The 13,975-nt window shown below is 44.2% G+C and carries 16 protein-coding genes and 1 tRNA gene; 8 read left to right on the forward strand and 9 right to left on the reverse strand.

Translation table 11 applies throughout. The annotated features are described in order from the left end of the window. Positions 1-7: 7 nt before the first annotated feature. Complete coding sequence (malG, locus tag MU515_RS17920; RefSeq protein ID WP_260261758.1) at positions 8-898, forward strand: maltose ABC transporter permease MalG; 891 nt, start codon at positions 8-10, stop codon at positions 896-898. Between the two features lie 361 nt (positions 899-1,259). Here the strand turns inward: malG and MU515_RS17925 are convergent, their stop codons facing one another. Then, a complete protein-coding gene (locus MU515_RS17925) occupies positions 1,260-1,541 on the reverse strand; it encodes a hypothetical protein (protein ID WP_260261759.1) in 282 nt (93 codons plus the stop codon). 220 nt (positions 1,542-1,761) lie between these two features. Here MU515_RS17925 and MU515_RS17930 point away from each other — a divergent pair, with 220 nt between their 5' ends. Together MU515_RS17930 and MU515_RS17935 are read left to right on the forward strand one after the other, a co-directional pair. Next, positions 1,762-2,271 (forward strand): hypothetical protein, encoded by a 510-nt coding sequence (locus MU515_RS17930; RefSeq protein WP_260261760.1) that lies wholly within the window; start codon positions 1,762-1,764, stop codon positions 2,269-2,271. A 65-nt stretch (positions 2,272-2,336) separates the two neighbouring features. Further along, a complete protein-coding gene (locus MU515_RS17935) occupies positions 2,337-2,969 on the forward strand; it encodes a TetR/AcrR family transcriptional regulator (RefSeq protein WP_260261761.1) in 633 nt (210 codons plus the stop codon). A gap of 23 nt (positions 2,970-2,992) precedes the next feature. Here the strand turns inward: MU515_RS17935 and MU515_RS17940 are convergent, their stop codons facing one another. Then, entirely contained in the window at positions 2,993-3,343 is a 351-nt protein-coding gene (locus MU515_RS17940) for a DUF3024 domain-containing protein (protein ID WP_260261762.1), read from the reverse strand. A 191-nt stretch (positions 3,344-3,534) separates the two neighbouring features. Here MU515_RS17940 and MU515_RS17945 point away from each other — a divergent pair, with 191 nt between their 5' ends. Continuing rightward, positions 3,535-4,350 carry a phosphate ABC transporter substrate-binding protein gene (locus MU515_RS17945; protein WP_260261763.1) on the forward strand — a complete coding sequence of 272 codons (816 nt, stop codon included), beginning with the start codon at positions 3,535-3,537 and terminating at the stop codon, positions 4,348-4,350. Between the two features lie 53 nt (positions 4,351-4,403). Here MU515_RS17945 and MU515_RS17950 read toward each other — a convergent pair whose 3' ends face one another. After that, entirely contained in the window at positions 4,404-5,078 is a 675-nt protein-coding gene (locus MU515_RS17950) for a MaoC family dehydratase (protein ID WP_260261764.1), read from the reverse strand. Positions 5,079-5,394: 316 nt separating this feature from the next. On the opposite strand from MU515_RS17950, the gene MU515_RS17955 reads away from it, so the two are divergent. Both MU515_RS17955 and MU515_RS17960 read left to right on the forward strand, forming a co-directional pair. Further along, positions 5,395-5,485, forward strand: a tRNA-Ser gene (locus tag MU515_RS17955). 241 nt (positions 5,486-5,726) lie between these two features. Then, the gene (locus tag MU515_RS17960; protein ID WP_260261765.1) at positions 5,727-6,422 is read left to right on the forward strand and encodes a hypothetical protein; all 696 of its coding nucleotides are present in this window, start codon (positions 5,727-5,729) and stop codon (positions 6,420-6,422) included. On the opposite strand, the gene MU515_RS17965 is transcribed toward MU515_RS17960, so the two are convergent. The 4 genes from MU515_RS17965 to MU515_RS17980 all read right to left on the reverse strand — a co-directional run bounded on the left by MU515_RS17965 (position 6,419) and on the right by MU515_RS17980 (position 10,091). Next, a complete protein-coding gene (locus tag MU515_RS17965; RefSeq protein WP_260261766.1) occupies positions 6,419-6,646 on the reverse strand; it encodes a hypothetical protein in 228 nt (75 codons plus the stop codon). The two genes, MU515_RS17960 and MU515_RS17965, sit on opposite strands and share 4 nt — an antisense overlap. A gap of 56 nt (positions 6,647-6,702) precedes the next feature. Continuing rightward, positions 6,703-6,900 (reverse strand): DUF2986 domain-containing protein, encoded by a 198-nt coding sequence (locus MU515_RS17970; protein ID WP_260261792.1) that lies wholly within the window; start codon positions 6,898-6,900, stop codon positions 6,703-6,705. Between the two features lie 156 nt (positions 6,901-7,056). Then, a complete protein-coding gene (locus MU515_RS17975) occupies positions 7,057-8,532 on the reverse strand; it encodes a peptide MFS transporter (RefSeq protein ID WP_260261767.1) in 1,476 nt (491 codons plus the stop codon). Between the two features lie 188 nt (positions 8,533-8,720). After that, positions 8,721-10,091 (reverse strand): L-serine ammonia-lyase, encoded by a 1,371-nt coding sequence (locus tag MU515_RS17980; RefSeq protein WP_260261768.1) that lies wholly within the window; start codon positions 10,089-10,091, stop codon positions 8,721-8,723. Between the two features lie 145 nt (positions 10,092-10,236). On the opposite strand from MU515_RS17980, the gene MU515_RS17985 reads away from it, so the two are divergent. Continuing rightward, on the forward strand, positions 10,237-11,115 hold the full coding sequence (locus MU515_RS17985) for a YdcF family protein (RefSeq protein WP_260261769.1): 879 nt from the start codon (positions 10,237-10,239) through the stop codon (positions 11,113-11,115). Here MU515_RS17985 and MU515_RS17990 read toward each other — a convergent pair. Both MU515_RS17990 and MU515_RS17995 read right to left on the reverse strand, forming a co-directional pair. After that, entirely contained in the window at positions 11,112-12,128 is a 1,017-nt protein-coding gene (locus tag MU515_RS17990) for a GGDEF domain-containing protein (protein WP_260261770.1), read from the reverse strand. The genes MU515_RS17985 and MU515_RS17990 overlap by 4 nt on opposite strands. A 257-nt stretch (positions 12,129-12,385) precedes the next feature. Continuing rightward, entirely contained in the window at positions 12,386-13,300 is a 915-nt protein-coding gene (locus MU515_RS17995) for a chemotaxis protein (RefSeq protein ID WP_260261771.1), read from the reverse strand. 186 nt (positions 13,301-13,486) lie between these two features. Between MU515_RS17995 and ppiC the strand changes: the two genes are divergently transcribed. Next, positions 13,487-13,765: a peptidylprolyl isomerase PpiC gene (gene ppiC / locus MU515_RS18000; protein ID WP_260261772.1), complete on the forward strand. Its 279-nt coding sequence runs from the start codon at positions 13,487-13,489 to the stop codon at positions 13,763-13,765. Positions 13,766-13,975: the final 210 nt, after the last annotated feature.

Genomic DNA, 13,975 nt, shown 5'->3' on the forward strand with positions numbered 1-13,975 from the left:
TAACCTGATGGCAATGGTACAAGGTAAATCTTTAAAATATCGTGTCTGGGCGACACATGCCCTTATGTGGTTATTCCTTGCGGCAATTATGTTCCCACTACTGATGATTGTGGCGATTTCTTTCCGTGAAGGTAACTTCGCAACAGGTAGCATCATTCCAGAAAACCCATCATTGGAACACTGGAAACTTGCTCTAGGCTTCTCAGTGACCAATGCTGATGGCTCAGTAACACCACCTCCGTTCCCAGTACTGACTTGGTTGTGGAACTCAGTGAAAGTAGCAGGCATTAGCTCGATTTTGATTGTGGCTCTTTCTACTACATCAGCGTATGCGTTTGCTCGAATGAAGTTCAAAGGTAAGAACACCATTCTAAAAGCAATGATGATTTTCCAAATGTTCCCAGCGGTACTTGCACTTGTTGCTCTGTACGCGTTGTTTGACAAGCTTGGACAGTATATTCCGTTCCTTGGCTTGAACACTCATGGTGGTCTTATCTTCGCTTATTTAGGTGGTATTGCACTGCACGTATGGACCATCAAAGGCTACTTTGAAACGATAGATGGCTCTCTAGAAGAAGCGGCGGCTCTTGATGGTGCAACACCATGGCAAGCCTTTAGATTAGTGCTATTGCCACTGTCTGTGCCTATTCTTGCAGTAGTGTTTATCTTGTCATTTATCATGGCTGTAGGTGAGGTTCCAGTCGCATCGTTGTTGCTTTCTGATGTAGATTCGTACACACTAGCAGTAGGTATGCAGCAGTATCTATATCCGCAGAACTATCTGTGGGGTGACTTCGCTGCGGCAGCAGTATTATCTGCTTTGCCGATTACAATCGTTTTTCTACTTGCACAGCGCTGGTTGGTCGGAGGATTAACATCCGGTGGTGTGAAAGGCTAATAAAAATGATAAAGGCGACCTATTGGTCGCCTCTTTGTTCTCTTCTTAACACTCTTGGTTTGGCCGCCGATCAGTTAAGCAGAGGCAAGTTGGCGTTACGCATAGCTGGCTGTTAGCTAGATTCCTTACTATCCAAAAACTAACAGTTTTTTGTAACCTGAGCCCGAGCTTTGCTTGGGCTTTTTTCTGCCTAACTCATCGAGCATACTAGTTTTTGCTGTATTTACGGTACAGCAGTAGACTAATTGAATGCGATGCAATTCTAAAAAATAAAGAAACGTAGAACGTCATGTTGCAAAACAACATGAAACAGAAATAGATCTGGCTATTTTGCACTCAACGCTCAGTGAGGGCTTTAGAGTTAAAATTCTCGATTAGATGGCGCGCAGCCAAGGTAGCGAAGCAACACGTAAATACTCTCTTGAGATAACGCCACACGGCGGAAAAGGTCGGCAAAGGTTGCATCACCGCCAAAGCAGGTCTGAATATAGTGGTTAATCTCGCTATCACCATACCCCTCCACATACATGGTTCTTACCCATTGATATTCAACCGATTTTGGGTTGAGTAACGTGTGTTCGCTTAGCGTTGTCCCTTTCGTAGCCAACTTTAAAACCTTAGAGAAAAATAGAATTCGCAGCATTTAAGCAAACCTAGATGAAGGAAAAATGACAGCTGCATGATTATCGCCAATATTTCGCGCCTTGCTCCCCATCTTTCTGATTAAAATATGCGACTAAAGCCACAGTGTGATGTTTATAGTGGTCTGCTAATTGCTTAGATATTGTCCTATGAAAGCGTTTCGTCAGTACTTAGTCACAAAGATTAAGAGGACGAAAAGCTGCGAAAAGAGGGCGAACGATATGTATCGAACATTAGTATTATTGCTAGTACTCAACTTAAGCGGTTGTGCCAGTGAATACGCGTTGGAACAAGCACAGCAGGATGACTTTGCGAGTATCACCCTAAATGCTGAGGCAGAAGGGACGATGACAGGGACATCTGTTCGCTTCTTCCATGTGGATCAAAGTGGTCAATGTGATATTCGTGGCATCAGTGGTTACAAGCAAGTGATGCACAAAATAGGCATTGGCGGCTGGGCCGAGTGGAAATACGATGCGGAAGAAAAAACCGTACCGATTGCCGCAGGCGAACCCATCAAGTTAATGGTGGCAGCTAACTCTGGTGGCATGGGCTGTACCATGTTGTCTGAATTTGTGCCGGAGCAAGGCTCTGACTATCAGTTAAACTTTGTCAGTAAGATGAGCAAATCTGGCTCGCCTGAATGCAGTTTAGAGCTGCTTGATGGTGTATCAAAGCTTAAACCTGGCTTAGATGGTTTTAAAAGTGAAACATGCTCTATTGATAAATAGAGAGGCGCTTGGTTCAATAAGCGATAACGCTTCAGTTTAAAAGCGTCAAATATAGAGCGAGAAGTATGGAAAAACGCAAAGCAGGCCGACCGAGTAGTGATACTAATGCTCGTGAGTTGCTAATCAAACATGCACGAGACCTGTTTACCGTGATGAGTTATGACAAAGTTTCCATACGCTTAGTGGCTCAAAAGGCGGGCGTGAATAGTGCGCTGATTCGCTACTACTTTGGCAATAAAGAAGGGCTTTTTGAAACCATGGTGCGTGATACGCTTGCGCCAATGGAACAACAGGTTAAGCGCCTGATGCAAGATTCAAGTAACGGCAGCGTGTTTGATATTATGCGCACGTACTACCGTGAAATGATTAAGTTTCCCCAGTTTCCCCGCCTTATCGCCCAGGTGATGCAAATGCCCGCATCAGAAATTCAACGCACCTTAATAGAAAAAGTTTTTATGGATATCACTAAGCCCGTTCAAAGTGTGTTGTTTGATAAGTTATTTGGTGAAGGCCAAATGAAGGAAGGGATGGATGCTAATCTTTGTAAGGTCTCTTACCTTTCGTTGATGGTGTTCCCATTCATTGCTCCGCATTCGTTGTTTGCTATTCACGGCATTGAGCTCAATGAAGAGTTTCTCAATCAACTGTTAGAGCACAACATCAAAATGATGACCAGCGGAATGCTGCTCGCAGAATAGTGCAGCGGTTAGCGTTCAGACTATCAAGACCAAAATATCTCCTTCGGATCTTTCTCTACTTCACGCATGATCGCGGTTAAGTCACCACTCTTCGTCAGATAAGGGTAGGGCTTCCAGCTTTCATTCGCTTCGTCATCTGTAATCAAAAGCAGCCAAGTTTCTTCATCGTGATCCCAAACAATCTTCGCGACTGAACGCATATAATCACAATGGTTGGAGTCCAACAGGTAGTGCTGTTTTATGAATATCACGCCGTTTTCAACGGGCTCAAAGTTGGCTTTACCCATTTCTGGTGGCAGCCCTTGATTACGATGCTGGCAGACAAACAGCGCGCGGTGTTCGACCTGCTTTTGCAACAAACTCACTAAACCCATACTGACTCCAATCCAACCATATGGCTTCCCATATTATGGTCTATAAACCGTGGCGTCTGCATAGCCTTTCACAAAATTGTCATCAAAACGCCATATGATGTGGCAGGTTATCATTTAGTGGTTATTGTTTAGTGGTCATCGTTGGGTAACACATCACAAGGATGGCCAAGTAGGAAATTTTGGAGAACATTATGATGCGAATCGCACTCGCTGCGTTACTGTCTTTTTCTTTTATCTCTTTGTCAGCGCAGGCTAGTGAAGTCAACATTAGTGGTTCAACGTCGGTAGCACGCATTATGGATGTGCTAGCGGAAGAGTTTAACGCCACGCATAAAGAAACCTATATAGCGGTGCAAGGTATCGGTTCTACCGCAGGCATTACCTTGCTGAAAAAAGGCGTCGCTGACTTAGGTATGAGCTCTCGCAACCTGACTGAGAGCGAGCAAGATGAGAACATCAAAGTATCTACTCTTGCTCTTGATGGCCTAGCGGTCGTCGTGAATGGTGCGAATCCGCTAACAAACATTACACGTGAGCAGCTATACGATGTTTACAAGGGTAAAATCACCAACTGGAAGCAACTTGGCGGGCACGACCAAAAAATCGCAGTGGTGACGAGAGAGGCCTCTTCAGGTACGCAATACAGCTTTGAAAGCCTACTTGGGCTGACCAAAGTAGTGAACAACAGACAAGTATCTGATGTAAACCCTGATAACTTGGTGGTTAACAGCAATAGCATGGTAAAGACGCTGGTTAATCACAACAAACAAGCGATTGGCTTTATTTCGATGGGCTCAATTGATCGCTCTGTGAAAGCCATTAATTTTGAAGGCGTACAGCCAAGCAACAAAAATGTTGCGGATCGTAGCTACAAACTGGCTCGCCCATTCTTAGTGATTCATCGCAGCGACAAACTTGATGACGATAGCAAAGCGTTTCTTGAGTTCTTAAAAAGTGACAGCGCAAAGAAGCTGATACAGGAATACGGCTACACTGCCGAAAAATAGAAAGCAAAAGGGAGAGCAAATGCTCTCCCTTTTTAATCTGACGTAGAAATGGATTAGAAGTGAACTTGAATCACTGATACAACGACGGCTGCAGGGCGACGAACGCCTTCGATTTCTACTTTGATTTCACGCTCGATTTCTAACCCTTTACGCACTGGCGTTACTTTAGAGAGGGTACTAACGGCGCGAACGCGGTTGCCTGCTTTCACAGGGTACGGGAAGCGAACTTGGTTTAAACCAATGTTGACCACCATTTTTGCGGTAGGGAACAAGGTGTTATCAGGATCTACGCTGTCGGTCATCTTTGGCAGTAAAGCCAGCGTCAAGAAACCATGAGCGATCGTGGTTTTAAATGGCGACTCAACAGATGCGCGTTCAGGATCGGTATGAATCCATTGCATGTCTTCTGTCACTTGGCCAAATTGGTCAATACGCTCTTGCGATACATGAATCCACTCACCAGTGTGAATAACGGTATCAAGCTTAGATTCCAGTTCAACAAGCAATTGCTGAGCTTCTGGTTTTAGCTCAATAGGTTTTGGCTTTGGTGGCTCATCATTAACAGCAGGTTGTTGCAGATCTTTTAATCGTTGAAATAGCTGGCGATTATTTGCCTTGTGCAAGAACTCACCCCAATACTCGCGCATTGCAGGCGATACCCATTGCATAAACTCAGATTGTTTTGAGCTTACTTCATTACGATGTTTAAATAAGTCCGCGACTTTCATAAAAACCTCAGATACAGAACATAGACTACGCTAATTCCCTAATTTTGAAGCAGTTCACAATTATCTGCAATTACTTTCGGGCGTACACGCGTTTGCTCAACCTAGATACTTATAATAATTTCATTAACTTAACAATAAAACACTATTTTATTAGAATGTGATCTATTAGAGTGTTTAACCTACAAATTTGCTCGTTTTGCCGTTTTTGAACATCGGCTTTCAATAACTTGGTGGCGACTAAGTGAGCAAACAAACTCTTAGGTGCAAATTATTCCTTTACAAGACCCGTGCCAATATCTAATATACGCCACGCAACGGAGAGATGGCTGAGTGGTTGAAAGCACCGGTCTTGAAAACCGGCATACGTTAATAGCGTATCTAGGGTTCAAATCCCTATCTCTCCGCCACATTCTAAGCCCTAGCAGAAATGCTGGGGCTTTTTCGTTTCTTGGCTTTTTAACAAGTCAGTGCGTTCGTGATTTATCTACTGGTCATATCCTAAATAATCTAACTATCTGATCTTGATTCAATTCTTTACCATTCTGGTGCTGCGGCTTGTGGTAAGATTCTGCTCGTCGTGTAAGGGCAGTACGTAAGTTATCGAGTATTTCCCTTACTGGTAGTATTTTTGAATGTAGTAGTAGCATCGTGGCGAAAAAGAAAAATAGAAATAAAAACCGAGGTGAGGGTAAAGCCTCTCCAGCAGTGGCGAAACAAACTAAGCCTTCGCGTCAGTCAAAAGCCAAACGTAAAAAGCCGAATCCGATCTTGATAGCCTTTGCTACCGTCGTGGTGACGCCATTCTTACCGCTGTTCTTATTGGATGGTGACGCGGTAATTAACGCAAAGCTTGAACACGTTTGTACCGCTTTGGTAAAGCACACTTACCCTGAGGCGCAGATTGAGCAGATTGATACTCATATCAGAAATTACCCTAACCTGAATATCGCTTTACAGAGTGAAAACCCAACCCGTGAAGAGATGGATGGCTATGACTATCGAGCTCAATATAACTCGTTAGACATTGCATACAGTTATGGGCGATATATGGAAGCACGTGACGTCACTATTGAGGCGAAAGAGTCTGCGGACGGGCCATTGGCTTCACCGACATCGTGCCATTTTAGAAGCCGATTCGGTTATTTACATGAGCAACTGGTGTTCGAGCGATTTAAGCAAAACTACCGTGACTATCCAACCTATGCCGCATGGTTCGTGTTTGATGATTCGGTAGACTATATCTACACAGGTTCAACGGGCTATTTGGTTAGCATGGATACCGGTCTTAAGGAGCGCTGGGATTACCTTTACCAAAAAGTGAAGTCTCTATTTATTAAAGGTTAGCCAATGCTTTCGTCGATAGGGCCAATGGAATAAAGCACAAACTCGGCAGGGTTTTCTTCAGCGCCAAGTGAGTGGATGTCTTCACCATCTTCAATCAGTTGTTGAATCATGGCTAAACCCTGATGTTCGGGCACTTGGATGATGGTTGGCATCTCTGAGGCTGAAACGCCATATTTGGTTGCTATTAATAGCTGTTTTACTTTTTGCTTGGTGTCGTCTGTCATGAGTTTTTCTTCGTTGTATACACTTCACCAAGCATAGCCTTTGTCATGAGGTAAGGCTACTCGGCCTTAGGTTCTTCTACCGACGATTGCTCAGTTTCTACAGTATCTGTTACTTGTTGCTGATCGTCTTCTGCTTCCATTTTTGCGCGCTCAGCTTTAGAGATGTAACGAGGCTTGTTGCTCTTGTGCAGCTTTGCATTCGCTTTCTTTTGCTTCGATTTTAAGATCTGATTAATTTTCTTTTTACGGTTCATGATGCCACCTAGTGTTGTGCGGTCGCGAATCATAGCAAACTCTTTGGCTGAATGCATCAGTGGCTCGCGAGCACGCTATACAGTGATTCTCTAATCTTTAGGTAATAAAAAACCCGAAGAAAACTTCGGGTTTTAATAGAGAGGTAGTCAGCGAGATTATTGCGCTTCTGCTTCTACCATTGGTTCTTCATGTTGACGAGCTGCTTCAAGCATCTTACGAATAATGAACGAAGAAACAAACGCTACAGCAACCATAACCACAGCAAGAATAGTCAACAGTTGGAAGTATTCGCCATAAACGTTCTTAACGATCTCTTGCGTGATCTCTTGGCCTTTATCTAGCGCGATAGAGGTAGAGAACACCGCACCAATGATGCCACTTAGTGCCATTGCTACTGAGAACAGTGATACAGAAAAACCTTCAATGTGTTTCGGTGTAACAGACAAGATAAACGCAACAACTAAGCTACCTACAATGACTTCAGCAAAAGCTTGGAAGAAGTGAATCGCTAGGAAGATTTCAGGGCGAATGATCACGTCTTCACCAATATTCATTACCGCCATGGTCAAGATACCAAATGCGATAGCAGTAAAGATGAATGCTAGGCCAATCTTAGTTGCTGTAGATAGGTTGATCCCTTTCTTCTCTAAAGATGAGAAAGTCATTGAGATAACCGGACCTGCTACGATACACCAAAGAGGGTTCATCGCCATTGATGCTTCAGGTGCGATAGGAATGATGTTGAACAGGTCTCCGCGCATGGTGTTGATAGTCACCATGGTCATCGATGTCATCATTTGGCCGTAGTACACAAAGAAGCAGGTTGTGAGCACCGTCATGATGAGGATTGTACCCATCTTAAGCGCATCTGATTTACCTGATTTGAACATCAAAGAAATGAAGTACAAGATTGCCGCAGCGCCAATCGCGTAAACGATGTTTTGGCCGATATCCATGTTTTTAAACATGAAGAATACTAAGCCAACCATGGCTGCAGAAAGCACAAAGAATGCAATCCAGTTTTGGGTTGATACTGGTTTTTGGTCAATATCAGCCGCTACACTAACGAGTGGCTTATGGAAGAAGACCAGTGTTACGAACGCTAGTGCGGCCATAACAGCAGAAAGCATGAAGCTGCCGTGGAAGCCGATAACCAGTACGAACATAGGGAATAGGTATTGGCCAAGTAGCGCACCCACGTTGTTCACTGAGTAGTTTACAGGGTAGCCATTTTCGAAGTCTTCCGGGGTAGCAAAAGTACGTTTGTACAAGCTTGGGTAAGCTGGAGACATCAAGCCACGAGCGTAACTCGCAAGGGCAATACCCGCTAAGCTCATTGGAATGTTAGTGGTAGAAGCACCAAGAATAAGCAGAAGGTAACCGGTCGCGAAAGCACCGTAAGAAATCGTCAGTGAGCGGTATGCGCCTAAGAATTTATCGGCAATGAAGCCACCAGCGATAGCAAATAGTGGGCCGATGGATGAGAACGCACCAACAACCATCATGGTATCGGCTTCGCTGTACTGCAGTTCTTCTAAGAAGAAGCGCGTAAGGATGATCATCACACCGTAGAAAGATAAACCAAACATCATTTGGCAGAACATCATCGACTTATTGAGTCTATTCCACATAGTATTCTCTTGGGGTTGGTACATAGATTTTGAGGGCGGAGATTATGGCAGAAATGCGAGATGATGCACGAAATTTCCCCACAACGAGACGGGATATTCCGCTTTTTTTGATGCCAATCGTTTGCTTTTTGGGTTTTTATTCTGGCAATGAAGTTGATTTCTTATGTAACTTCTGTCTTATAAAATAGTTATTCACAAGGGTGGGCGAGGTGGATTAATGCTAACCCTCCTAACGAGGTTTCGCGGTACTTCCTATTCATGTCTTTACCAGTTTGGTACATGGTCTCTATCACTTTATCGAGTGAGATAACGCACTTGCTAGTGCGTTTTAACGCCATACGTGAGGCATTAATGGCTTTTACTGCGCCCATGGCATTACGTTCAATACAAGGTACTTGAACTAAGCCTGCGATCGGGTCACACGTCATACCTAATGAATGTTCCATCGCGATTTCGGCAGCAATGCAGATTTGTTCGTTGCTGCCGCCACGTAGCGAGGTTAAGCCCGCTGCTGCCATGGATGAGGAGACGCCAATCTCCCCTTGGCAGCCGACTTCTGCGCCTGAAATCGACGCATTCATTTTGTAAAGGATGCCAATCGCTCCTGCGACAGCAAAGAAATCTTTAAGCTGAGCGGTATCTAACGGGCAGATAAATTGGTGGTAATAAGTTAAAACGGCAGGGATCACTCCGGCAGCGCCATTGGTTGGCGAGGTGACGACTTGCCCGCCTGCGGCGTTTTCTTCACTGATGGCAAAAGCAAATAAGTTAATCCAATCCATTATCGCCATTGGGTCATTTTCTATTTCGCTATTGGATTTAAGCTTTTTGTGTAGGCTAGGGGCTCGGCGTGTCACTCTTAGCCCACCTTCGAGAATGCCTTCTTGAGCAAAGCCTCGCTCCATACACAGTTGCATCACTCTCCAAAGTTTGTCTGCTTGTTGGTCAATCTCCGCCATGGGTTGAAACATCACTTCATTGCGCAGCACCATGGTAGCGATGCTTAAACCGAGTGAATCTGCTTGGGTGAGCATCTCATCGGCTGAATTGAATGGATGAGGAACGCTAACATGTGAGCTTGTTTCGTTATTGGTGAGTTGCTGTTTGGTGGCGATAAATCCGCCGCCAATAGAGTAGTAAACTTGGCTAACTAGCGGTTTATCCTCTGAATCAAAAGCGGTAATCGACATCCCGTTTTCATGCAGTGGAAGGTTTTCAGTGTGGAAAACAATGTCAGTATCGTAATCAAAGTCGATAAGCTTTTTGCTCGCAAGGTTTAGAGAACGATTGTTAACGGCATCAGCTAAGGCCTGCTTGGCACTGGTAATCTTGATGGTATCTGGCTTGTTCCCCAACAAGCCTAAAATGACCGCTTTATCGGTGTGGTGGCCTTTGCCTGTTAGTGACAATGAGCCATAAAGGTCGACCCGCACACGCGATATGTCGTTAAGTTGTTGTTCGAGGAGCGATAAGAAGTCGAACCCAGCGATCATTGGTCCATTAGTATGTGAACTTGAAGGACCAACACCAATCTTGAATATGTCGAAGATAGACAACATACCTGTACTCCTTTCCATCTATTATCAGGCAGTTACCTGATCTTTTTTGAATCTTGATGAGATTAATCTCTAGAGTGAGCAAGTGAGTCAGGTATACTCTAAATATAGTCGGGCTTAACTAAAATGCGTTGGATAAGGGAAGCTATTGAGTAATCAAACATCAAGGAATGTGAAGCAAGTCATTCTTATTCTTGGCAAACGCTTAGTCGACAACAGACTTACCCTTGAGGGCGTGTCGCGTATAGCGAAGCTTAACCACTATTTACAATCTATACCTCCGAAGCAAACGATCTTGGTTTTTTGTGGTGGCGTGTTAGCAGGTCAAACACGCTCAGAAGCTGAGGCGCTTTGGGATGAATTTCGCTCAAGCAGTTCTACATGGCAAACCATCCCGCAAGAAAACATCATCATCGAAAATCATTCAATCAATACGGTGCAAAATATCGTCAATGCGAGTGCCAAATTGATTGAAAGTGGCCTGTGCGAGCGAGGTGAAAGCGTTGATGTGGTTTTAGCGTCTAACGACTATCACCTTACCCGAATCATTGAAATACAAAAGATGATGCCAGAGCAGGGGCTATTGACTGTGCTTGTTTCGCGCTGCGCTCAAGCGGGTTTAAATCTTAACGTTCCATTGGAGTTGACCAATCACTGCAGTGCACGCTACCCCCATGATACCGAGCAAGGTAAGGCGTTTTTACTCATTGATGAGCTCACGACGTTTCGCGTGTTGTTAGAAGGTGCGGTTAGCGGTGCATTTACACAGAACTTGAGTGGTGTGGCACGCGAGCCGATTGCGATAGCCAAGCATGCGTTGCAAGCGCTGACTAAGATGCCAGTGATGAAGCCCTACCATCTTGAGTTGGGTCAGTTGTCTGATTCGGTTATTGAGGTTGAACTCGCATTGAATCTAGGTGAGTTTTCTATTGCAGAGATAACGCAGGTGCTAAAAGAATTTGACGCGATATTAACTCAGTTAAATCGCGTCATTGATCCGGAAAGAATAGAAGCTCAAACCACTTAGAGCGGCATTACTCGGTTACGGCCTAGCTGTTTTGCTTCGTAAAGCAGTTTGTCTGCTCGCTCAATCACTGCTTCAAAATGTTCGTTTTCTAGACGCTCAGTTACACCGAAAGAGGCAGTGATATTGCCCACTTGCTGGCCAGAGCGACGGTCACGAATAGAAAGCTTCTCAATAGTTCTGCGCAAACTGTCTGCGAATTGACGCGCCACACGCACATTGCGGTTAGGGACAATCAGCGCAAACTCTTCACCACCAAAACGATAAGCAGTAATACCATCACGGCAACTACTATGTAATCGGCGCGCTAACCCTTTGATTACCGTATCGCCAAACAAGTGGCCGTAGGTATCGTTATAGTTTTTGAAATGGTCAATATCTGCCAAAATGAGGCAGAAGTTTTGCTCGCTTAAGCACAGCGTTTTGATGTCGTTATCAAATGAGCGGCGGTTGTATAGGCCAGATAAGCTGTCAAAGAGCGCGTCTTTTTGCACTTCCGCCAGCTGAGATTTCAAACGACCAATTTCTTCACTTGCGGTGCTCAGTTGATTGCTCAAAAAGCTGGTGGAGTGGCGGATTTCACGTGATTCTGCAACCAGCTGTCGAATGACGGTCATCACTTCATCCAGTGACATGCTTTCGTCTTCAACACGTTCAAGGTTGCTAAAACTGCGATCAATAAGATCTGAGAACTGAGAGGTGTCGCTTAGCGTATCGGACATTGAGCTAGCCACTTCATTGACTAATATCTCAATGTTCGCGCGTAGGTCGCTCAGTTTGGTTTCGTTAAGGGAAGCGACATGCTTGTTGTAAAGTTGTTCACCACTCGCTGGTGGGCAGATGCCAAAGTTTTCGATAATCGTATCTAGCTCGAAGTTGAGCTTTGGAATCGCGTTATCTACGTAGGCATACCATAGCGCGTAGTTCGCTGGGGTAGCAGCGACATGATTCTTCATCATTAGTGGGACAGCTTTTTTGAGATTAGCCGTCGACTTCTTAAAATCGTCTTCTGTCATGATCTTCAGCGGCAGTCTTGCTTTATTACTTATCTGTTTATGTTAACTCAAACTTATTAAGTCAGTTATAAAAATAAGTGTCTAATTGTTTTTAGTTAGTTTATTACTTATTCGTTAGGTCTACGTTAATCAAACTGTTTGAGTGCGTACAGCAAGCTAAGAGAGTAAACCTAAAAATTGTGATCGTACTTGATAGAAAACAACCTTGTGGTGACTAAAGGCTCACTTATCAGTAATTGGTGTACGGCATTGGCTTGTTAGGCAAGCTCTGTCCCTTGACTCAGTTGCGCTGCACCGCGGAGCATAGCTTTGATTAGATCGCCAGCATTGAATTTTTCTAGGGCTTCATGAGCGCCAACCTGTTGTGCGCGCTGTAAACATATCTCGCTTGATAATGATGTGTGCAAAATGATGTAGGCTTTGCGTAGTTCAGAGTCATTTTGTGTTTCAAACGCGAGCTCATACCCATCTAAGCCCGGCATTTCAATATCGCTTACTAGCAGATCTATGCCTTTACCTTGCTGAGTAGCCTCACGCATGTACTCAAGGGCTTCCGCACCATTTTTTCGAATCGCGTAGGTGATATTAATACTGTCTAGGGCATCAGCGAGCTGTTTGCGGGCGATGCTTGAATCGTCAACCAGAAGAATGTTTAAAGCTTTTAGCCTCTCTCGCTCAATATCCGTCAGCATCGGAATGTTTGCCGCTTCAGTGTTGGGATAGATTTTCGAGAGTAGTAATTCAACATCGAGCATTTGGATGATCTTCTCGTCGAAACGAGTAATACCCGTGACGAAAACATTGTTTCCTGCTGTTGGTGGCGACGGTTCTATATTACGCCAATCGCAATCGATGATTTTTTCTATAGAGCGCACCATAAACGCTACGACGGTGCGCAAGCAGTCGGTCACGATTAAATAGCAAGAATGGTATTCTTCAGGCTGGATCGGACGAAAACCAATAGCAGCAGGCATATCGATAACAGGAACATTGAGATCACGAATCGTCACCGTACCAATCACATTGTGGTGTGAGTAGGGGATTTGCGTGGTCGGCAAATAAGGTACTATTTCACGTACTTTAAGTGTTCCGATCGCAAAAAGTTGCTTGTTGGTGGTGAGCGTAAACATCAGCATGCCTTGCGACTGATTTGCTTTACTAATTTTCGCCATTGTGTCTCTCAGATATGACATCCTATAAATGAGTATGGTAACGCAAATAGATTTATGATCCATGAAGCAGATCAGGGATTGCCATGGTTTCTTTGACTAAATGAGATCACGGTACAAACCTTAGATGAACCTAGAGCGCAAATTCGATACAATCCCGCGCTAAATTAACCTGACAGAGACATTGTTATGGCAAATACTGCTGCTGCGCTCCACATTTTGGTGAAGCATAAAGAACAAGCTGAAGACATCATTAAGCAACTGAAAAAAGGGGCAAAGTTTCAGACCTTGGCCAAGAAGTATTCTACTTGCCCTTCAGGTAAAAAGGGTGGTGACTTAGGCGAGTTCCGCAAAGGTCAGATGGTTCCGCAGTTTGATAAAGTGTGTTTTAGTGGCGAAACACTGGTTCCTCACTTGGTAAAAACCAAATTCGGATACCATGTTGTAAAAGTCTTATATAGAACATAGTGCATATCTCGCCAAGATGAACATCAAAAGCGCCTTTGGGAAACCAAAGGCGCTTTTTTGTAACATTTGTCTATGGATTTAACATTTTGGGTGGTTTTGTTTCCGTGCTACATGGTTAATCTATTGCTGCTTGTACTCAGTTCTTACTGTAGATTTAGAAAGTGCTATAGGAAGATAGACTAGGGTAATAAAATGCAGTGAAGTGTGTTG

This window comes from Vibrio intestinalis, assembly GCF_025195085.2.
Lineage (GTDB): Bacteria > Pseudomonadota > Gammaproteobacteria > Enterobacterales > Vibrionaceae > Vibrio > Vibrio intestinalis.